This is a genomic window from Streptomyces venezuelae (assembly GCF_008642375.1).
Lineage (GTDB): Bacteria > Actinomycetota > Actinomycetes > Streptomycetales > Streptomycetaceae > Streptomyces > Streptomyces venezuelae_G.
This window is the reverse complement of the sequence record NZ_CP029194.1, coordinates 1,748,673-1,768,584: the sequence shown is the minus strand read 5'-3', so window position 1 is coordinate 1,768,584 and position 19,912 is coordinate 1,748,673. Positions and strand designations below refer to the sequence as shown.

The 19,912-nt window shown below is 71.8% G+C and carries 13 protein-coding genes; 9 read left to right on the top strand and 4 right to left on the bottom strand.

The features are described 5' to 3' along the window. Nucleotides 1-61: 61 nt before the first annotated feature. Nucleotides 62-1,903 (bottom strand): non-ribosomal peptide synthetase, encoded by a 1,842-nt coding sequence (locus DEJ46_RS07815; RefSeq protein ID WP_150264821.1) that lies wholly within the window; start codon nt 1,901-1,903, stop codon nt 62-64. Beyond that, on the bottom strand, nt 1,900-7,914 hold the full coding sequence (locus tag DEJ46_RS07810) for an acyltransferase domain-containing protein (RefSeq protein ID WP_411757729.1): 6,015 nt from the start codon (nt 7,912-7,914) through the stop codon (nt 1,900-1,902). Before DEJ46_RS07810 ends, DEJ46_RS07815 begins: the two co-directional genes overlap by 4 nt. A 620-nt stretch (nt 7,915-8,534) precedes the next feature. On the opposite strand from DEJ46_RS07810, the gene DEJ46_RS07805 reads away from it, so the two are divergent. From DEJ46_RS07805 to DEJ46_RS07765, 9 genes are all read left to right on the top strand, one after another. Further along, nucleotides 8,535-9,881, top strand: a complete 1,347-nt coding sequence (locus DEJ46_RS07805; protein WP_150264819.1) for an MFS transporter — start codon at nt 8,535-8,537, stop codon at nt 9,879-9,881. A gap of 593 nt (nt 9,882-10,474) precedes the next feature. Next, nucleotides 10,475-11,734 carry an alpha/beta fold hydrolase gene (locus DEJ46_RS07800; RefSeq protein WP_150264818.1) on the top strand — a complete coding sequence of 420 codons (1,260 nt, stop codon included), beginning with the start codon at nt 10,475-10,477 and terminating at the stop codon, nt 11,732-11,734. 9 nt (nt 11,735-11,743) lie between these two features. Beyond that, a complete protein-coding gene (locus tag DEJ46_RS07795; protein ID WP_150264817.1) occupies nt 11,744-12,379 on the top strand; it encodes an MBL fold metallo-hydrolase in 636 nt (211 codons plus the stop codon). Nucleotides 12,380-12,457: 78 nt separating this feature from the next. Then, a complete protein-coding gene (locus tag DEJ46_RS07790; RefSeq protein ID WP_150264816.1) occupies nt 12,458-13,237 on the top strand; it encodes an exodeoxyribonuclease III in 780 nt (259 codons plus the stop codon). 126 nt (nt 13,238-13,363) lie between these two features. Beyond that, nucleotides 13,364-13,807, top strand: coding sequence for a DUF6278 family protein (locus tag DEJ46_RS07785; RefSeq protein ID WP_150264815.1), 444 nt, complete (start codon nt 13,364-13,366; stop codon nt 13,805-13,807). Between the two features lie 161 nt (nt 13,808-13,968). Then, nucleotides 13,969-14,715 (top strand): amino acid ABC transporter ATP-binding protein, encoded by a 747-nt coding sequence (locus tag DEJ46_RS07780; RefSeq protein WP_150264814.1) that lies wholly within the window; start codon nt 13,969-13,971, stop codon nt 14,713-14,715. A gap of 14 nt (nt 14,716-14,729) precedes the next feature. Beyond that, nucleotides 14,730-15,647 (top strand): glutamate ABC transporter substrate-binding protein, encoded by a 918-nt coding sequence (locus DEJ46_RS07775; RefSeq protein ID WP_150264813.1) that lies wholly within the window; start codon nt 14,730-14,732, stop codon nt 15,645-15,647. A gap of 18 nt (nt 15,648-15,665) precedes the next feature. After that, on the top strand, nt 15,666-16,310 hold the full coding sequence (locus DEJ46_RS07770) for an amino acid ABC transporter permease (RefSeq protein ID WP_150264812.1): 645 nt from the start codon (nt 15,666-15,668) through the stop codon (nt 16,308-16,310). Continuing rightward, nucleotides 16,307-17,164, top strand: a complete 858-nt coding sequence (locus tag DEJ46_RS07765) for an amino acid ABC transporter permease (protein WP_150264811.1) — start codon at nt 16,307-16,309, stop codon at nt 17,162-17,164. The genes DEJ46_RS07770 and DEJ46_RS07765 overlap by 4 nt, the downstream gene beginning before the upstream one ends. 38 nt (nt 17,165-17,202) lie before the next feature. On the opposite strand, the gene DEJ46_RS07760 is transcribed toward DEJ46_RS07765, so the two are convergent. Together DEJ46_RS07760 and DEJ46_RS07755 are read right to left on the bottom strand one after the other, a co-directional pair. Further along, entirely contained in the window at nt 17,203-18,750 is a 1,548-nt protein-coding gene (locus DEJ46_RS07760) for a CocE/NonD family hydrolase (protein WP_150264810.1), read from the bottom strand. Nucleotides 18,751-18,841: 91 nt separating this feature from the next. After that, nucleotides 18,842-19,726 carry a hypothetical protein gene (locus tag DEJ46_RS07755; protein WP_150264809.1) on the bottom strand — a complete coding sequence of 295 codons (885 nt, stop codon included), beginning with the start codon at nt 19,724-19,726 and terminating at the stop codon, nt 18,842-18,844. Nucleotides 19,727-19,912: the final 186 nt, after the last annotated feature.

The window sequence follows — 19,912 nt, the reverse complement described above, 5'->3', positions numbered from 1 at the left end:
CCTGCTTCGAGGCGAATGCCGAGCGGCAAGTGGTGGACGGTGGGCGACAGATGACGGTGAGTCAGCTGTCGGAGGGGGCGGCGCGGCCGCGCAGTGCGGCGCGGCGGGCGCCGGCGCGGCGGCGGGCCGACTCGACGATCTCGGGGGTGGCGCCGCTCTCGGCGTCGAGCCAGCGGGCCAGCGAGGCGATGTCGCGGAAGCTGAAGAGGTCGGGCACGCGGACGCGGCGGTCGAACCGCCGGGTCATCAGCCTGGCCAGCCGGACGAGCAGCAGCGAGTCGCCGCCGAGGTCGTAGAAGGCGGCCTGGACGTCGATGCCCGCCGGTTCGAGGTCGAGCAGCTGGCCCCAGATCTCCGCCAGCGCCACCTCGGTCGGCGTGCTCGCGGCCCTCAGGGGTGTGCCGGGGTCGGCGGCCGGCGGTTCGGGCAGCGCGCCGCGGTCCAGTTTTCCGCCGGGCGCCAGCGGGAGCGCGGTCAGGAACACGATCGTCCCCGGCACCATGTAGTCGGGCAGCTCGGCGGCGAGCCCGCCGGTGAGGGCCGTCTGACGTTCGGCGTCCAGCCACACGGCGTCGCCGTCCCGGGAGTCGGCCTCCGGGGAGCCCGCCTCCGGCACCACGTAACCGATCAGCCTGTTGCCCCGGACGACGGCGGCGGCCTCGCGGACCCCGGGCCGGCCGGTCAGCCGGGCCTCGACCTCCTCCAGCTCGATGCGGAAGCCGCGCAGCTTGACCTGGTGGTCCGAGCGGCCGCCGAACCGGAGCTCGCCGTCCTCGGTGAGCGCGACGACGTCACCGGTGCGGTACATGCGCTCGCCGTCCAGGAACGGGTCCGGCACGAACCGCTCGGCCGTGGTGCGCGGCCGGTTGACGTAGCCGTGGGCGAGCCCGACCCCGCCGACGTACAGCTCGCCGGGCACGCCGGCCGGCAGCGGCTTCAGGTTCTCGTCGAGGACGTACGCGCGGGCACGGGACGACGGCGTGCCGATCGAGGGCTCGTCGGTCCCGTCCTCCGGCACCCACTTGTGCGAGGTGAAGACGGTCGCCTCGGTCGGACCGTAGGCGTTGTAGACCCGGTCGGCGCCGGTCTCCCGGTACGCCCGGTCCACGAGCTTGCGCCGCAGGGGCTCGCCGCCGAACACGACCGTGCGCACGTTCGGCGGCAGGCCGCCGGCGTCGAGCAGGCTGTTCATCACCGACGGGACGACGTTGAGGTGGGTGATCCGGTCGGCGTACGGGCTGTCCGGCAGGTGCACGGCGCTCTCCACGAGCACGACGGCGCCGCCGCGGCACAGCGCGGGGAAGATCTCCATCACCGACATGTCGAAGCAGACCGAGCTGGCCGCCGAGATGCCGCTCATGTCGCGGCCCTCGAAGATCCGGTCCATCTCGGACAGCATGGCGACGCAGCCGCCGTGGTGGATGGCCACGCCCTTCGGGAGGCCGGTGGAGCCCGAGGTGTAGATGACGTACGCGGTGTCCTCGGGCACGACCGGCACGGGCCGGTCGCCGGGCTCGGTCGTCACGGTGTCGCCGAGCACGACCACGGTCGGTCCGGCCGGACAGTTGGCCCGGGAGGCGGGCGTGGTCAGCAGCAGCCGGGTCCCGCTGTCCCGGACCATGAAGGCCAGCCGCTCGGCGGGGTAGTTCGGGTCCAGCGGTACGTAGCAGGAGCCGGCGCGCAGCACGGCCAGGACGGCGACGAGCAGGTCGGGCGTGCGCTCGACGCACACGCCGACCGGGACACCGGGTCCGGCGCCGTCGGCCACGAGCCGCTCGGCCAGCAGACGGGACCGCTCGTTCAGCTCGCCGTAGGTCAGGACGCCGGCGTCGGAGTAGACCGCGGGCGCGCCCGGGTTCTTGACCGCTTGCTCGACGAACTCGGAGTGCAGGGTCTCGGTCACCGGTCCGACTCCTCGGCCTCGGCCTCGGGGAGCCCGCTCGGCGCGATGTCCCGCAGCGCCAGGTCGGGTCGGGCGATCGAGTCGAAGAGCACGGTGCGGTAGAGCGCGAGCAGTGCCGTCACGGTTTCCTTCTCCAGATAGCTGGGTTTGTACTGGATGTGGCCGACGACCTCGCCGTCGATGTCGGCCATCGAGATCTCCAGGTCGAACTTGGCGAGGTGCCTGCGCACCTGGAGCGGTTCGAGCGGGAGGGCGCCGTCGGGCGCGATGGTGTCGCCGATGCCGTGGAAGAGCTTCACGGACCGCGGGAAGGCCTCGGACGAGAGCCAGTTCACGACCACGTCGAACCACGGGGAGCGGCCCTCGGCCCGCGGCGGCTTCAGCTGGGAGGCCAGCAGGTCGAGCGGGTAGTTCATGTGCTCGACCAGGCCGAGCGAGAAGGCGTGGACCTCGCCCAGCAGGTCGCGGAAGGTGCGGTCGCCGGCAGGCTCCGCCCGTACCAGTACCGTGTTGAGGTAGTAGCCGATGGCGGATTCCCAGCCGGACTCGGCGCGTTGGGCGATGGCGGTGGCCAGTACGGAGTCCTCGACCCCGGCCGCGCGGTTGAGCGTGGCGAAGAAGCCGGCCAGCACGACGGTGCTGATCGACACGCCCTCGCGTACCGCGAACTCCCGGAGCAGACGCGTCTCTTCCGCGCTCCAGCGGAGCGTGAGGTCACGTCCTTCGTAGGTGACGCCCGGGGGCCGCTCCCGGTCGGACAGGTCGAGGTGGGTGGGCGGGTCGGCCAGCTTCCGCGACCACCAGTCCAGCGCCGCGCCGGCCGCCGGTCCTTCCAGCCACTGCCGCTCCCACTCCACGAACTCGGTGTAGGGGGCGACCGGTTCGCGGGTGGCGGGGTCGGCACCCTCGTAGAACTCCTGGAGTTCGCGGATCATCACGTCGGCCGAGGCCGCGTCCGAGGCGATGTGGTGGACGAGTACGAGCAGGTAGTGGTCCGCCGGGCCGCGTGTCATCAGCACCACCCGCACGAGGGGGCCGTTGTCCAGGTCCAGCGGCTCGTGCCCGTACTCGGCCAGCTCCTCGCGGGCCTCCTCGTCGTCCAGTTCGGAGCTGTCCACGACGAGGAACTCGTACACCGGCTCGTCCAGGACGACCTGGTGCGGTCGGCCGCCGGCCTCGACGAAGAGCGTGCGCAGCGCGGGGTGCCGCTCCATCACGGCGCGCACGGCGCCGTCGAGCGCCTTCTCGTCGACCTCGGTACGGATCCGGGCCGCGACCATGAAGTTGTACGGCACGGAGTCCGGCGAGACCTGCTGCATGAACCACAGGGAGGCCTGGCCGTGCGAGGCCGCCGCCACCTCGAACCCGAGGCCGTCGGTGCGCAGCTGCTCCGACGCCGGTGCGCCGGTGGGCTCCAGGAGCCCGCGCGCGGCCAGTTCCTCGACCAGCTCCTCGGCGTCCAGCGCGGACAGGTCGTCCAGGAACGACCGGGCCGGCCCGGCCTCGGGAGCCGTCGGCGCCGGCCTCACCTCGACCGCCGGCGCGGGAGCGGGCCCCGCTGTGGTGCCGGGAGGACCGACGGTCTCGACGACGTGGGCGACGACCTCGGAGATGGAGCGGCCGTCGAGGAACACCACCGGCGACACCCGGTGGCCGAACAGCGACTGGAGCCTGTTCACGAGGCGGATCGCGAGCATCGAGTCGAGGCCGAAGTCCCGCAGACCGGCGCCCCCGTCGAGCAGGCCCGACGGCACGCCCAGCGCCTCGGCGAGCTCGTCGAGGACCACCTCCGCGAGCGGCCTGTCCGGCACGGAGACGGCGACGGAACCGGCGACGGAACCGGCGACGGGCGCGGTGGCGGTCGTGGCCGCGCTCGCGGCCACGGACTCCGTCACGGCCGCGGTCCCGGCGGCCGCCGTGGACCCCACCTGGGGGAGCGGCGCGGCGTCCAGCCAGTAGCGGTCCTTCTGCCACTGCACGAGCGGGGTCTCCACGACCTCGGCGTCGTCGGCGAAGAGCGAGTCGAAGGCCAGCGGCAGACCCCTGACGTACAGCGACGCGGCGGCTCCCAGCAGACAGCGGACGTCGCTCTCCTCGCGCCGCAGGGAGTTGATCGTGTGCACCTGCGCACCACGGGTCAGCGCGATCTCCTCGACCGCGCCGCGCAGGGTCTCGTGCGGGCCGATCTCGATGAACGTGCCGACGCCTTCGTCGACCAGTGCACCGATCGTCTCGGCGAACCGCACCTGGTTGCGCAGGTTGTGCACCCAGTAGTCGACGTCCGCGACCGGGTCCACCGTGTCGGCGAGCGCGGTGGAACGGAACTCGATCGTGTTGCTCAACGGGCTGATTCCGTCGATGAGTTCGCGCAGCGGCTCGATCAGCGGGTCCATGCCGGGGCTGTGCACCGGCCGTTCGACGCGGATCCTCCTGGTCGAGACCCCTGCCTCGCGGAGATCGGCCTCCAGGGCGTCGATCGCCTCGGGCGAGCCGGACACCGCCGCGCTGGTGGGGCTGTTCACCACGGCGACGGCCGCGTGCTCCGCGTACGGGGCGAGCCTCGGCATCAGCTCCTGCTCCGGCAGGTCGACCGAGATCATCGCCCCGGCCGCCGCCTTCCGTTCGAGCAGGTGCGAGCGGGCGACCACGACACGGGCGGCGTCCTCCAGGGACAGCGAACCGGCGACGCAGGCGGCGGCGACCTCGCCCAGACTGTGTCCGACGACCGCCGTCGGCTCGATGCCGAGGCCGAGCCAGACCTTCGCCAGCGAGACCTGGAGGGCGAACAGCACGGGCTGCTGGAAGTCCATCTCCTCGTACCGGGCCTCGTCGGCCGGGGCGGCGAGCCGGTCGAGCACCGAGCAGCCGCCGGCCGCCCGCACGGCGGCGTCGCAGGCGGTCATCCACGTACGGAACCCGGTGTGCGAGCGCAGCAGCTCCCGGCCCATGCCGACCCACTGCGTCCCCCCGCCGGAGAAGACCAGCGCCACCCGGCGGTCGCCGTTCCCGGAGACCGTGCCCGTGACGATGTCGGGGTGCGGCTGGCCCGCGGCGACCCGCGCGAGTCCGTCGAGGACGTCCTGACGGTTGCGGGCGAACAGCGCGATCCGCCGGCTGTGCTGCGTACGCCTGGTCGCGAGCGTGTACGCGAGATCGGAGACCCGCAGGCCCGGGTCGCGTTCGACGTGGTTGGACAGCTCGCGGCAGGTGTCGGCCAGCGCCTCCTCGGTGCGTGCCGTGACGGGCACGAGGTGCACCCGGTCGTCGGGCGCGGCCTCGCCCCGGCCGGGCGTGACGTGCCGTCCCCGGTCACCCGCGAGGAACGGGGTGGCCGTGACGGGGTGACCCGCGGCGTACAGCGCGCCGAGCGAGTCGAGCAGGGTCCAGGCCTCGTCGGTGCCGCGCCGCATAGAGGGCAGGGTGGCCGCCGCCGGCAGGATCTCCGCCACGGACTTGAGCAGGACGGGATGCGGGCTGATCTCGACGACCGCGTCGATGTCGTGGTCGCGCAGGGTCGTCAGGGCGTCGACCACCCGGATCTCCTGGCGCAGGTTGTCCGCCCAGTAGTCCGGCCCGAGCTCCGTGCCGTCGACGAGTGCGCCGGTGACCGTCGAGACCATCGGGACGCGGGTGGACCGCGGCCTGATGCCGTCGAGCTCGACCTTCAGCGGGGCGAGGACGTGGTCGACCAGCGGCGAGTGCGGGGCGTGGCCCATCCGTACCCGATGGCTCGTGACGCCCTCGTCGGTCAGCCGCTGGACCAGTTCGTCGATCTCCTGCGGTGTGCCGGTGACCAGCGTCGAGTTCAGGCCGTTGTGGCCGGCGATCGTGAGCTGTCCGGTCAGATACGGCCGGACGGCGTCGGCGCCGGTCGTGACCACGATCCCGTCGCCGCGCCCCACGGCCAGCTGCTGGAGGAGGCGGCCGTGGTGGGCGGCCAGCCGGGACGCGTCCTCGAAGTCGAGGGCACCGGCGATGTGGGAGGCGGCGAACTCGCCGACGCTCTGGCCCACGACGACGTCCGGCTCCACGCCCAGGGACCGCCAGGTGTCGGACAGGGCGACCTGGAGGGAGAACAGCAGCGGCTGGAAGACGTCCATGTCGTCGATCCGGCCGTCGGCCGCCATCAGCTGCTCGACGAGCGAGAAGCCGAGCAGCTCCCGCATCCGCTTGTCGGAGCGGGTCATGGACCGGCGGAACACCGGATTGCCGGCGAGCAGCTGTCGGCCCATGCCCACCCACTGCGAACCGTTGCCCGAGAAGAGGAAGGCCACCCGCGGCTTGCGCGCGGCCGCCTCCCCGGCGTTCAGCCCCGCGACGGGGGCGCCGGCGGTGAAGGAGTCGAGCTGCGTCCTGAGCTCGGTCAGGTCACGGGCGGCGGCGGCGAGCCGGAACCTCCCCTCGCCGGGGGTGCGCCGGCAGATCGCCCGCAGGTCGTTCCCGTCCCGCAGCAGCGCCGATGCCTCATCGGCCAGCGCCTCCCGGGAGTCCCCCGAGAGCAGGAGGAGGCTGCCTTCGGACCGCGGCAGCTCCTCGACGACGACATGGCAGATCGCGCCGCCGAAGCCGAACGAGCTGACGCCTCCGCGGCGCGCGTCGGAGCGCCGGGGCCAGGGCGTGAGCCGGTCCTGGACCGTGAGGTTGTACTCGTCGAACAGGATCTGCGGGTTCGGGGAGGAGTAGTGCAGGCTCGGCGGCAGCACGCCGTTGCGGATCGACAGCGCGAGCTTGACCAGGCCGACGATGCCGGCCGCCGCCTCCAGGTGCCCGACGTTGGACTTGACGGAGCCGAGCCGCAGCGGCTCCGCGCGGTCACCGCCCAGGACCGCGCCGATGGCGTTGGCCTCGATCGGGTCGCCGAGGGGCGTCGCGGAGCCGTGGCACTCGATGTAGTCGACGAGGGAGGGCGCGATGCCGGCCCGCCGGTAGGCGTTGCGGAGCATCAGCTCCTGCGCCTGGGGGTTCGGCGCGGTCATGCCGTTGCTCAGACCGTCGTTCTGGGAGGAGCTGCCCTTGATCACGCAGTACACGGGGAGATCGCGTTCGAGGGCCACGCTCAGCGGGGCGAGGACGACGACCCCGGCGCCCTCACCGCGTACGTACCCGTTCGCGCGGGCGTCGAAGGACTTGCAGCGGCCGTCGGGGGCGAGCGCGCCCATCGCGTCCATGGCGGTGTAGTAGTCGGAGACGAAGCTCAGGTTCACGCCACCGGCGAGCACCAGCTCGCTCTCGCCCAGCCAGATCGACTGGCAGCCCGCGTGCACCGAGACCAGCGACCCGGCGCAGGCGGCGTCGATGGCCATGCTCGGGCCCTGCAGGCCGAGGACGTAGGAGACGCGGTTGGCGATGATGCCGTCGTGCATGCCGGTCGCGGTGTGCGGGGTGATCTGGGTGTCGGGCCCGCGGTAGTGGGCCAGCGCGGCGTAGTCGCCCCAGCAGGAGGCCATGAACACACCGGTCTCGGTGCCGACGAGGCTGTCGGGGGCGACCCCCGCGTCCTCCAGCGCCTCCCAGGCCAGTTCCAGGATCAGCCGCTGCTGCGGGTCCATCTGGACGGCTTCACGGGGTGAGATGCCGAAGAACAGCGGATCGAACTGGTCGATGCCGTCGATGAACCCGCCCCAGCGGGCCGAGCCGCGCAGCAGCTCCCGGCGCGCGGCCGGCACCGGGCCGACGGCGTCGCGGCCTTCGGACAGCAGCTTCCAGAAGGCGGAGGGGTCCGGTCCGCCGGGGAACCGGCAGCCGATGCCCACGATCGCGACGGGCTCGTGCGAGGCGGCACGGCGCTCGTCGCCCGGGGCGGGGCCGGGGGAGGTCCCTGCGGTACGGGGACCCTCGACGAGCGCACGGCACAGCTCGTCGACGGAGGGGTACTGCCACATCCAGGTGACAGGGACTTTCCAGCCAACGAATTCGGATAAGGAGGTGGCGAGACGGGTGAATTTGAGTGAGTCGAGACCGTATCGGTGCATCGGTGTCCAGCGGTCCACCGCGTCCTTGGGCAGATCCATCAGCTCGACGACGTGAGAAAGAAGAAACTCCGTTATGGCACGCGGATCTGGTTCTGCGCGCTCTTGGGGCATGACGGCTCCTCAGCAGGGCTGGTGGGGGTGACCGCGGCGCACCTGCGGCCGTGCCGGTGGGCACGGTCGGGGCCGGCGGTCTCGAAATGACTCCCGTTGAGTCATCGTGGCTGATGCGGATCGGGATCTGATTCAAGACTGCTTTCCGGCGGTCCGGCCGCCGGGCATGCATCGCGCGTCTCCTGGTCGCGTCGCTCCGCGACTGCGATTCCAGGACTGGAACTAGCGGGCTGACATGGCCCGTATGACGAAGTAGTTGCCCCGACCGACCAACATCACGATGCCACTCTGGGAATGGCGAGACAAGGGTGCTTGACGGGTCGGATGGTGCGCTGGCGTGATCTGGCCCCGGACTGACCGGATCGACTCGCTCAATGGCCTTGAAGCGGTTCGGAGATGACAGGAAACGAGGCGGACTGGACAGCGGGCGAACGACCTTGCAAGCTGCTCGCCATGAAATACATGAACCACACACCGGTGTCGGCCGACATCGACATCGTTTTATCCGGGCGTCCCCCGTACACGCCTGTCACGGTGGCGGGTGACGCATGACCGGTACCGACGTGATGCCACGGCACAGGCCGGGCCTGGCCCTCGGCGTGCTGGCCGGAGCGCTCGCGCTCGACGTGAGCGGACTCGGCGTCCTGAACGCCGCTCTGCCGTCCGTCGGCGCACGTTTCGGCCTCGACGACACCACGCTCCAGTGGGTCATGATCGCCTACGCGGTGACCTTCGCCGGCTTCCTCCTGGTGGGCGGCCGCCTGGCCGACGTGCTCGGCCGCCGGCGCGTCTTCGAGTGCGGAGTCGCCCTGTTCACCCTGGCCGCCCTGGTCGGCGCCGTGGCACCGGACACGGCCGTGCTGCTCGGCGCGCGGGCGGTCCAGGGCATCGGCGCGGCCCTGTCGGGCCCGGCCGCGCTGGCCCTGCTCACCGAGGTCTTTCCCGCCGGACCGGCACGCAACCGGGCACTCAGCGTGTACGCCGCGGTGGGCGCCGCGAGCTTCAGCGGCGGGGTGCTCCTGGGCGGCGTACTGACCCAGTTCCTCGGCTGGCGGTCGGTGCTGTGGTTCTCGGTCCTCCTTGGCCTCCTCGTGCTGGCCGCGACGCGCGCCGGCCTGCCCGGCGGTGCCGGGCGCGGCGGCGGCCTCGACCTGCCCGGCGCGATCTCGGGCACGCTCGGCCTCACGCTGCTGGTCGTCGGCGTGAGCACCCACGGCGCGGCGGCCTGGACCGCGCTCCTCGCGGCGGCGGCCTGCCTGGTGTTCTTCGTGGTGCGCGAGCACCGCACGCCCGACCCGGTGCTGCCCCTCGGCCTCTTCAGGACCGCGTCCGTCCGGGCCGCGAGCCTGGCGGCGTTCCTGCAGTACATGGGCTCGGTCGGGATGCTGTTCTTCGCGCCGCTCTACCTGCAGGGCATGCTGGACTACACGCCTCTCGAATCCGGTCTCGCGCTGGTCCCGATGTCGGCGGCCGTCTTCCTCACCGCCAACTTCGCCACCGGACGGCTCCTCGCCCGGCACACTCCGCGCACGCTGATGGCCGTCGGACTCGTCCTGATCGGTGTCGGTACGGGGCTGTGGCTGAGCACGCCGGACGACGGCGCCTACCTGCTGCACGTGCTCCCGGGCCTGGTCGTCAGCGGCATCGGCCAGGGACTGAACTTCCCCTCGATGACCTCCGCCGCACTCACCGGGGTCGAGCCGGAGCGGCACGCGGTCGCCGGCGCGGTGAACGTCGTGGCGCAGCAGATCGGCGCCAGTGTCGGAGTGGCGGTCATGGTGCTGATCGCGGCGACCAGCGGCGACCAGCTCACGGGATACCACCTGGCTTATCTCACGGCGGCCATTGCCTGCGTACTCGGAGCGGCGTTCATCGCCGCGGTGAGACGTCCCTGACAGCGGAATACCCGAGAACACCGTTCCGGCCCTCCGGAAATCCGTCGGGACATGCGGATGCGGTCGTGAGCCGCGCGCGGGTGACGCATTCTCGACGGTCGGCCGCAGGGCCGGTACGAGAAGGCCGGACCGGTCTCGCCCCGTACGCCGCCGAAACGGCCGGAGTCGGCCGGGCGATGAGTCAATTCGCCGTACGCGTACGGTACGAGTGCGCCATTCGCGTACCGTACGCGTCCCGGAAACCTATCGGCCCGCCGTTCCGGATATCTCGGCAGCCGAATTTCCCGTACCGATACCCGGCCGGCCGAACTCGCGGAAACCGGCGACGCTTTCGGCCGCGTCCTCTCTCGACCACCGGTCCGAATGGCGTCTCGTGCTCCGAGGCGAAACCACGCTCCCGTTCCGGAAAAGTCCTCGTGAAGTTCTGCTCACCAGCTCATGACCCGGAGGTGATCGACAGGACGGAATGCTTCTCGCGAATCCCGATTCCTCCTGCTCCGCCGCCCGTCGCGGTCGCCCGCGCGCGCCGGCTCGCGGCGCCGCCACCGCCCCCGCTCCCCTGGAGGCCGGTGCCATATGAGAGGGTCTGGCGAATGAGCGAGACACCACCGAACACCTTGCAGTACCGCTCTGACGGGCGAGAGGACGCTCCGGTCCTCGTGCTGGGGCCCTCGCTGGGGACCACCTGGCACATGTGGGACCGGCAGATACCCGAGCTCACGCGTGAGTGGCGGGTCGTGCGGTTCGACCTCCCCGGTCACGGCGGCGCCCCGGCCGAGCCCTTCACCTCCGTCGCCGAGCTCGGCGACCGGCTCCTCGCCACCCTCGACGCGATCGGCGTCCAGCGCTTCGGCTACGCGGGCTGCTCCCTCGGCGGCGCCGTCGGCCTCGACCTCGCGCTGCGCGCACCCCAGCGGGTCGCCTCGCTCGCACTGGTCGCCACCTCGCCGCGGTTCGGCACCGCCGACGAGTTCCGCCAGCGCGGGGTCATCGTCCGGACCAACGGCCTGGAGCCGATGGCCCGCACCGCCCCCGAGCAGTGGTTCACCCCGCTCTTCGCGGGCGCGCAGCCGGCCATCGTCGACTGGGCCGTCCAGATGGTCCGGACGACCGACCCCGCCTGCTACGTCGCCGCCTGCGAGGCCCTCGCGGTCTTCGACGTCCGCGAGGCACTCGGCAGCATCGGCATCCCCGCCCTCGTCCTCGTCGGCTCCGAGGACCAGGTGACCGGCCCCGCCGAGGCCCGCACCCTGGTCGCCGGCATCGCCGACGCCCGGCTCGCCGTCGTCCCCGGTGCCTCCCACCTCGCCCCGGTCGAGCAGCCCGCCGCCGTCACGGACCTGCTCACCGAGCACTTCGCGGGCACCGCCCAGGAGTCCAGCGGCACCCTGACCGTGCCGCCGATGCCCGCCGTCCCGGTCCCCGCCGCCGAGCCCGCCCCCGTGGCCGCGCCCGCCGAGCCCGAGACCGAGAGCCGGCCCGACCCCTACGAGACGGGCCTCGGCCTGCGCCGCGAGGTCCTCGGCGACGCCCATGTGGACCGGGCCCTCGCCGACGATTCCGACGGCGACCTCCAGGCACTCCTCACCCGCTACGCCTGGGGCGAGGTCTGGAGCCGCGAGGGCCTCGACCGGCGCACCCGCAGCGCCGTCACCCTCACGGCCCTCATCGCCGGCGGCCACCACGAGGCGCTCGCCGACCACACCCGGGCCGCCCTCCGTAACGGCCTCTCGCCCGACGAGCTCCGCGAGATCGTGCTCCACACCTCCGTGTACTGCGGCTTCCCGGCCGCCGAGTCCGCGCTGCGCGTGGTCACCCGCGTCATCCGGGAGGAGACGACCCCGCCCGCGTAACCTGGCCGCGTGAAGCTGACGAAGAAGTCCCACGCCTGCGTCCGGCTGGAGAAGGACGGACGGACGCTCGTCCTCGACCCGGGGATGTTCACCGAGGACGACGCGGTCCTCGGGGCCGACGCCCTGCTCGTCACCCACGAGCACCCGGACCACTTCGACGAGAGCCGGCTGCGCGCCGCCCTGGAGGGCAACCCGGCCGCCGAGATCTGGACGCTGCGGAGCGTCGCCGAACAGCTCTCGGCGGCCTTTCCCGGCCGGGTGCACACCGTCGGCCACGGCGACACGTTCACGGCCGCCGGCTTCGACGTCCAGGTCCACGGCGAGCTGCACGCGGTGATCCACCCCGACATCCCGCGCATCACCAACGTGGGCTTCCTCGTCGACGACGGCACCGTCTTCCACCCCGGCGACGCGCTGACCGTCCCGGACCGGCCGGTCGACACCCTGCTGCTGCCCGTCATGGCCCCCTGGAACAAGATCTCCGAGGTCATCGACTACGTCCGCGAGGTCCGGCCGCGCCGGGCGTACGACATCCACGACGTCTACCTCGCCGATGTCGCCCGGCCGATCTACGACCGGCAGATCGGCGCCCTCGGCGGCACCGACCACTCCCGCCTCGCCCCCGGCGCGTCCGCCGAGCTCTGAAGCCGGGCACGGAGACCGGGCACCGGGGCCGAGTGCTGAACCCGCCGACTGTCACACCCCGCCAGTAGGCTTGCGTCCATGCGCATCGCCACCTGGAACGTCAACTCGATCACCGCCCGGCTGCCCCGCCTCCTGGCCTGGCTGGAGAGCACCGGCACCGACGTGCTGTGCATCCAGGAGACCAAGTGCACCGCCGAGCAGTTCCCCACCGAGGAGCTCCGCGCGCTGGGATACGAGTCGGCGGTCAACGCCACCGGCCGGTGGAACGGCGTGGCCCTGGTCTCCCGCGTCGGCCTCGCGGACGTGGTCACCGGCCTGCCCGGCGGCCCGGAGTACGAGGGCGTGGAAGAGCCGCGGGCCATCTCCGCGACCTGCGGCCCGGTCCGCGTCTGGTCGGTCTACGTGCCGAACGGCCGCGAGGTGGCCCACGACCACTACGCGTACAAGCTGCGCTGGCTGGACGCGCTCAAGGCGGCCGTCGCGGACGACGCGGCGGGGGAGCGCCCCTTCGCCGTCCTCGGCGACTACAACATCGCCCCGACCGACGAGGACGTCTGGGACATCGCCGAGTTCGAGGGCCTCACGCACGTCACGGAGCCGGAGCGGGCCGCGCTCGCGGGCCTGCGCGAGGCCGGTCTGACCGACGTGGTCCCGCGCCCCCTCAAGTACGACCACCCGTACACCTACTGGGACTACCGCCAGCTGCGCTTCCCGAAGAACAAGGGCATGCGCATCGACCTGGTGTACGGAAACAAGCCCTTCGCCGAGGCGGTCTCGGACAGCTACGTGGACCGCGAGGAGCGCAAGGGCAAGGGCGCCTCGGACCACGCTCCCGTCGTGGTCGACCTCGACGTCTAGAGCGCCTCGCACACCCGCCGATCGCTCCCCGGGACACTTCGCCGCAGGTGAGGCCCGGGGCGCGCGCCGGGATGATCTCCGCGCGCCGGGTGGTCGACCCGCAGGTGACGGTGCGAGGCTGTTCGGATGAACATTCCGTTTCTGGACCACTGGCGCAAGCGTCATGAGACCTCGGACTCCGAGGGGCCGCTGGCCGCGGCCTTCGACCGTGACCCCGAGGGAGTGGGGGAGCTGCTCTCCGAGTGCGAGCTGCTCCGCGCCCGCGTCGAGGAGTCCGGGGTGGTGCTCGACGACAGCCCCCGCTCCCTCCAGGATCTGGACCAGCTGCCGCCCCGTTGGCGGGACGACCCGGAGGAGCTTCCCTGGATCGGCAACGACGCCGGTCTCTACCTCGGCACCGTGATCGTCCGTAACGTCCCCGGGGCCCGCTGGCAGGTCTGGCCCGGTGGCGGCCCCGTCGTGCGCCTCGCCTCGGGCCGGGAGATCCAGGTCGTCGAGGCCGGTCTCGACTGGGCGATGACCGGTGCGCCGGAGCTGTACCAGGTGTACGCGGAGTCCGCCGAGTACTGACCCGGCGCACCCCCCGACCCCTCCGCAGCCGTGCCGACCGCCACCCTTTTGCAGTAAATACGGCTTATTCCGGTTTCATGCGTGTCGGGCGTGAAGTCCCTTTTTCTGGTGGATAGTTTGCGCTGACCGCGACACCGCTGAGAAACGGGGCAGGGCAGCGTATGGCCGTCGTCGATCCGCTGATCGAACTGCGTGGCGTCAACAAGCACTACGGCGCGCTGCACGTCCTCCAGGACGTGGACCTCACTGTCGGCCGCGGCGAGGTGGTCGTCGTCATCGGTCCCTCCGGCTCCGGGAAGTCCACTCTGTGCCGGGCGATGAACCGGCTGGAGCGCGTCGAGTCGGGCGAGATCGTCGTCGACGGGCAGCCCCTCCCCGACGAGGGCAAGGCACTCGCCCGGCTGCGGGCCGAGGTCGGCATGGTCTTCCAGTCCTTCAACCTCTTCGCGCACAAGACCGTCCTCGCCAACGTCTCCCTCGCGCAGATCAAGGTCCGCAAGCGCAAGAAGGAGGAGGCCGACCGGCGTTCGCGCGAACTCCTCGACCGGGTCGGCCTCGCCGCGCACGCCGAGAAGTACCCGGCGCAGCTCTCCGGTGGCCAGCAGCAGCGCGTGGCGATCGCCCGTGCCCTCGCCATGGACCCCAAGGCCCTCCTCTTCGACGAGCCGACCTCCGCGCTCGACCCCGAGATGATCAACGAAGTCCTCGAGGTCATGCAGCAGCTCGCCCGGGACGGCATGACGATGGTCGTCGTCACCCACGAGATGGGCTTCGCCCGGTCCGCCGCCAACCGGGTCGTCTTCATGGCCGACGGCAGGATCGTCGAGGACCGCACCCCCGAGGAGTTCTTCACGAGCCCGCGCAGCGAGCGCGCCAAGGACTTCCTCTCCAAGATCCTCACGCACTGAGCGGGGCGGAGACCATGCAGCGTACGCACCGGACCCTCGCCGCGCTCGCCCTGCTCCTCGCCACCGCGGCGGCGCTCGGCGGCTGCGGCCGGCCGGGCAGCCCGCCCGTCAAGGGCCCGCAGCCCGACCGACTCCCCGTCTACCAGGTCCAGTCGGACTTCACCCTGCCCGGCTCGAGCACCTGGAACCGGGCGAAGAAGCGCGGCCGGCTCGTCGTCGGCGCCAAGGAGGACCAGCCGTACATGGGCGAGAAGGATCCTGCCACCGGCCGCTACTCCGGCTTCGACATCGAGATCGCCAGGATGATGGCGGCCTCCCTCGGCTTTGAACCGGCCGGCATCGACTTCCGCACGATCGCCTCGGCCAACCGCGAGACCGCCCTGCAGAACGGCCAGATCGACTACTACGTCGGCACCTACACCATCAACGACAACCGCAAGAAGCTCGTCGGCTTCGCCGGCCCCTACTACGAGGCGGGCCAGTCCCTCCTCGTCCGCACCGACGAGCACGACATCGACGGCCCCCAGGACCTCGACGGCAGGACGGTCTGCTCGGCCGCCGGATCCACCCCGTACCAGCGCATCGAGAAGGACTACCCGGAGGCCGAACTCGTCGCCTACGACACCTACTCCGTCTGCGTGGACAACCTCCTGACCTACCAGGTCGACGCCGTCACCACCGACGACACGATCCTCATGGGGTACGCGGCCAAGGTCCCCGACGAACTCAAGGTCGTCGGCGAGCCGTTCTCGAAGGAGCCGTACGGCATCGGCGTCCCGCACGGCGACAACGCCCTGCGCTTCGCCCTCGACGACGCCATCGCCGCCCACGAGAAGAACGGCGACTGGAAGAAGGCCTACGACGCCACCCTCGGCCTCTCCGGGGTCCCCGCCCCGACGCCGCCCGCCATCGACCGTTACCCGGCGAGCTGACCGGAGGAGCCTCCCGACATGGACGTCCTGACCGACAACTTCTCGCTCTACGGCGAGGGCTTCCTCGGCACCGTCGAACTGACCGTCTACGCCTCGGCGCTGGCCCTCGTCCTGGGCTTCGTCATGGCCTCCTTCCGGGTCGCGCCCGTGGGCTCCTTCCGGGTCTTCGGCACGGTCTGGGTCACCGTCCTGCGCAACACCCCGCTGACCCTGCTCTTCTTCGCCGTGATGCTGGGCCTGCCCCGCTTCGGGCTCGTCCTGCCCTTCGAGGTGTTCGCGGTCCTCGCGCTCGGCTGCTACACCTCCGCCTTCGTCTGCGAGGTCCTGCGCTCCGGCATCAACACCGTGCCGCGCGGGCAGGGAGAGGCGGCCCGCAGTCTGGGCATGACCTTCACGCAGACCCTCGGGGCGGTGGTCCTGCCGCAGGCCTTCCGCACGGTCATCCCGCCCATCGGCTCGACCCTGATCGCCCTCGCCAAGAACTCGGCGATCGCCGGGGCGTTCAGCGTCACCGAACTCCTCGGCACCTACAAGACGTTGAGCGAGCTCGGCTACAACATCGTCTGGGCCTTCGTCTGGATCGCCGTCGGATACCTGATCATCACCCTCACCATCAGCGCCCTCTTCCACGTCCTGGAGAAGCGCTGGGGAGTCGCCCGATGACCGAGTCCACCGCCCTCTACGACATCCCCGGACCGCACGCCCGGCGGCGTCACCTCCTCTACGGCCTCGCGTCCACCGTCGTGATCCTCGCCCTGGCCGGCTGGATCCTCTACCTTCTCTTCGACACCGAGCAGTTCACCTCCACCAAGTGGTCGCCCTTCCTGTACGAGGGCATCCAGGAGCTGCTGCTCGAAGGCCTCGGCAACACCCTCAAGGCCTTCGCCTACGCCTCGGTGCTCTCGCTCGCGCTCGGTGCGGTCCTCGCCGCCGGACGCCTCTCCGAGCACCGGGTGCTGCGGTGGACCTCGACGCTCCTCGTCGAGTTCTTCCGCGCGATGCCCGTCCTCGTGATGATCTTCTTCATCTTCGTGGCCCTGAAGGTCCAGCCGCTGCCCGCGCTCGTCGCCGGACTGACCCTCTACAACGGCTCGGTGCTCGCCGAGGTCTTCCGTACCGGCGTCCACGCCGTCGCGCGCGGCCAGGGCGAGGCCGCGTACGCGCTCGGCATGCGCAAGACGCAGGTCATGACGTACGTCCTCGTGCCGCAGGCGGTCCGCGCGATGCTGCCGGCCATCATCAGCCAGCTCGTGGTGGCCCTCAAGGACACCTCGCTCGGCTTCCTCATCACCTACGAGGAGTTCCTGCACGCGGGCAAGCTGATCGCGTCCAACCTCGACTACGACCTGCCGTTCATCCCCGTCGTGCTGGTCATCTCACCGATCTACATCGGGATGTGCATACTGCTCTCCTGGTTCGCCACCTGGGTGGCCCGCCGAGAGCGCCGCAGCCCGAAGACGAAGGCCGTGGACGTCGCGCCGGCCGAACCGGGAACGCTGCTGCCGGGAGCGCAGTAGCTGCTGTGAAGCCCTGCCCGCCCGGCAGCAGCCGGTGATCACTTCTCCCGCAGCGGTACCGACACGTACGACGGGTCGGCCGACGGGGAGGAGAAGGTCAGCTGCGCGCCGGTCGGGTTGTGCTCGATGTAGAGCGCGTCGACGGTGTCGACGACCAGGGCGAGGCGGTGGCCGGCCGGTACGTCGTACGCCGTGGAGAACAGCTCCAGATCGACGGTGAACGGCTGCCCCGGAGTCTTGCCGTGGAAGGTGTACGGGGCGTTGCTGACCAGCTTGCCCACGCCGAGCGGGCCCACGTCGTAGAGGTACGCGACGAGGGTGCCGCTCTCCTTCGTGGAGGTGACCGTGGTGTGCACCTTCGCCGTGCCGCGCACCCGCTGCGGGGTGGCGTACCGCTCGGACTGCCAGACGCCGGCGAAGGCGCGGGGGAGCAGGGGGACGGAGACGGTGGGCGGGGTGCGGAGGAACTGGTCCAGGAGGTTGGTCAGCAGGGTGATCCCGCCGTTGGCGCCCGAGTCCACGTTCGCCCAGATCCGCTGGGTGCCGCCGAGGTCGAACTTCCGCTGGTTCGCGTGGACCGACTTCCAGTCCGGGTAGCCCTCGTAGCCGCTCGTGGAGCGGGACTTGAGCTGGACGGGCTGCTCGCGGTCGATGCCGTTGTCGACGCCCTTGAGGTGGCGGTCGAACCAGCGGTGGGCGCTGGTCCAGGTGTCGTTGGGGAGTCCGAGGATGCCGGTGGCCTCGGCGGTGGCGTGGTCGCCGGGGCGGAACTCCAGCCGCTTGGGGCCGGTGAGCTTCTCGTAGAAGCTCGCGTACTGGTTGGGCGGGAAGATGGTGTCGCCCCAGGCGTTGCCGAGCATGATCGCGGCGCCGTTGGCGTTGATCCGGTCCAGGTAGGTGGCGGGGGACCGCTTGCGGCCCCAGGCGATCATCTCGTCCTCCTTGTCGAGGTTCGACGAGAGGAAGTCGCCCAGGATCTCCTTGAGTTCGGGGCCTGGCCGCCCGGTCAGGTAGCCGGCGCCGCCGAGCAGGGCGGCGGCCTGGAGGTGCTGGGTGCGGCCGCTGTAGATCGACTCGATGAGGTCGGCCCAGCCACTGAGGGCGGCGACGGCCTTGATCCGGGGGTCGTGCGCGGCGGCGAGCAGGCTGATCCCGGCGCCGTACGAGACCCCCGCCATGCCCACGTGGCCGGCGTCGGCCGGGGTGTTCGCCAGGGCCCAGTCGATGACCTTCGAGGCGTCGGCGACGTCCTTCGGTCCGGCGGTCTCGATCTCGCCGCCGGACTGCCAGAAGCCGCGGGAGTTGTAACTCACCACGACGTAACCGGAGTCGGCGAGCTTCTGGGCCTGGGCGAGGTACTCGATCTGGGGCATGGCCCAGCTCGTGGGCAGCACGATCAGGGGAAGGCGGGCCGAGGGGCCGGCGCCGGCGGGGGTGACGACGTTCGCCTTGAGGACGGTGCCGCCCTCCCCGGCGATGTCGACGAAACGGATGCCGGTGTCCGCGGCCTGGGCGGCGGGGGCCAGGCCGAGGGCCGTCCCGGCCACGAGAGCGGCCGAGACGGCGAGTGCCAGGGATGTGCGCACGGGTCACTCCTCACTGGGGGCACTGATGGGGGGCAGTGAAAGTGACCCGACGGTAGCCGTGGGGCCGTACCCGGGGTAACCGGTGAGTAAGTTACGTGCGGGTAACGATTGGGGTCGGGGTGGGGGCCTCCGCGTCCAGGAGGGCGACGGCTGCCAGGAAGTCGGCGTGGGCCTCCTCGTACCGCCCGACGGCCACGAGGAACGTCGAGCGGTCGGTCAGCGCGCGGACGCGCGCGCCCGGGTCCGCCGCCCGGCGACGGGCGCGCGCCACACCCCCGTCGCAGAGCCGACGGAGCGACTCCTCGAATTCCCGGGGGCGGCGAAGCCGGAAGAGTGCCGACCGGAGCGTCAGCCGGCGGTGGTCGAGTGGCGGGGTGTCGAGTGCCGGGTCGCCGCCCTCCGCCGCGCGTGCGGGGAGGCCGTCGAAGTGCGCCTTGAGGGTGTCGTTCGACCAGTCGCGGAGCTTATGGCCGAGTGGCGGCCCCGGCGCCTCCCGGGACCCGGCCGGCTCGACGGCCCGGCCCGACAGGGCGAGCAGGGTCGCCCACCGCGCGAGGAGGTCGCCAGGATCGCTCGAGCCGCCGTCCCGTGCGAGCCGGGCCAGGAGCGCGAGGACCTCCCGCCGGTCCGCGTCCGCCTCGGTACCGCGCCCGGCGGCGTCGAGCATCCTGGAGCGGTGGACCAGCGCCCACACCTGGAGGGCCCGTGGAGCCGAGCCCTCCTCGGCCTCGCGCCGGGGGCCGTCCACGGGCCGGGCGCGCACCTCCAGGGCCTCCTGGTGCCGCCCTGCGGCATCCAGCGCGGCGGACCACGCCACCAGGTCATCGGAGGAAGGCCCGGACCGCGCGGCCCGGGCGTCCAGCGCGCAGACGTCCGCCGCCTCGCTGTGCCGCCCCTCCTCGGCCGGAACCGCCGCCAGCCGGCCCCCGAACCCGTTCCTCGCCGCACCCCGAAGATCCAGACCGTGCCGCGCCACCGCGGCCAACTCCTCGCACACCGCCGGCCCTTCGGCGCGCAGTCCGAGGGCGAACAGCGCTTGCTGGTACGAGTGCAGGGGCCGAGCAGAGGAGCCTCGCCCCCTGCTGCTCGGAGGTGTCGAGGGCCCGTGCGGCCTCCACCTGCTCGGCGTGCACCACGATCCGAAGGTCCGGACGGTCCCGGA

Coding starts and splice junctions, on each gene's coding strand:
- DEJ46_RS07810 (WP_411757729.1), bottom strand. CDS start 7,914: ATGGATCTGCCCAAGGACGCGGTGGACCGCTGGACACCGATGCACCGA.
- DEJ46_RS07805 (WP_150264819.1), top strand. CDS start 8,535: ATGACCGGTACCGACGTGATGCCACGGCACAGGCCGGGCCTGGCCCTC.
- DEJ46_RS07800 (WP_150264818.1), top strand. CDS start 10,475: ATGAGCGAGACACCACCGAACACCTTGCAGTACCGCTCTGACGGGCGA.
- DEJ46_RS07790 (WP_150264816.1), top strand. CDS start 12,458: ATGCGCATCGCCACCTGGAACGTCAACTCGATCACCGCCCGGCTGCCC.
- DEJ46_RS07785 (WP_150264815.1), top strand. CDS start 13,364: ATGAACATTCCGTTTCTGGACCACTGGCGCAAGCGTCATGAGACCTCG.
- DEJ46_RS07780 (WP_150264814.1), top strand. CDS start 13,969: ATGGCCGTCGTCGATCCGCTGATCGAACTGCGTGGCGTCAACAAGCAC.
- DEJ46_RS07775 (WP_150264813.1), top strand. CDS start 14,730: ATGCAGCGTACGCACCGGACCCTCGCCGCGCTCGCCCTGCTCCTCGCC.
- DEJ46_RS07770 (WP_150264812.1), top strand. CDS start 15,666: ATGGACGTCCTGACCGACAACTTCTCGCTCTACGGCGAGGGCTTCCTC.
- DEJ46_RS07765 (WP_150264811.1), top strand. CDS start 16,307: ATGACCGAGTCCACCGCCCTCTACGACATCCCCGGACCGCACGCCCGG.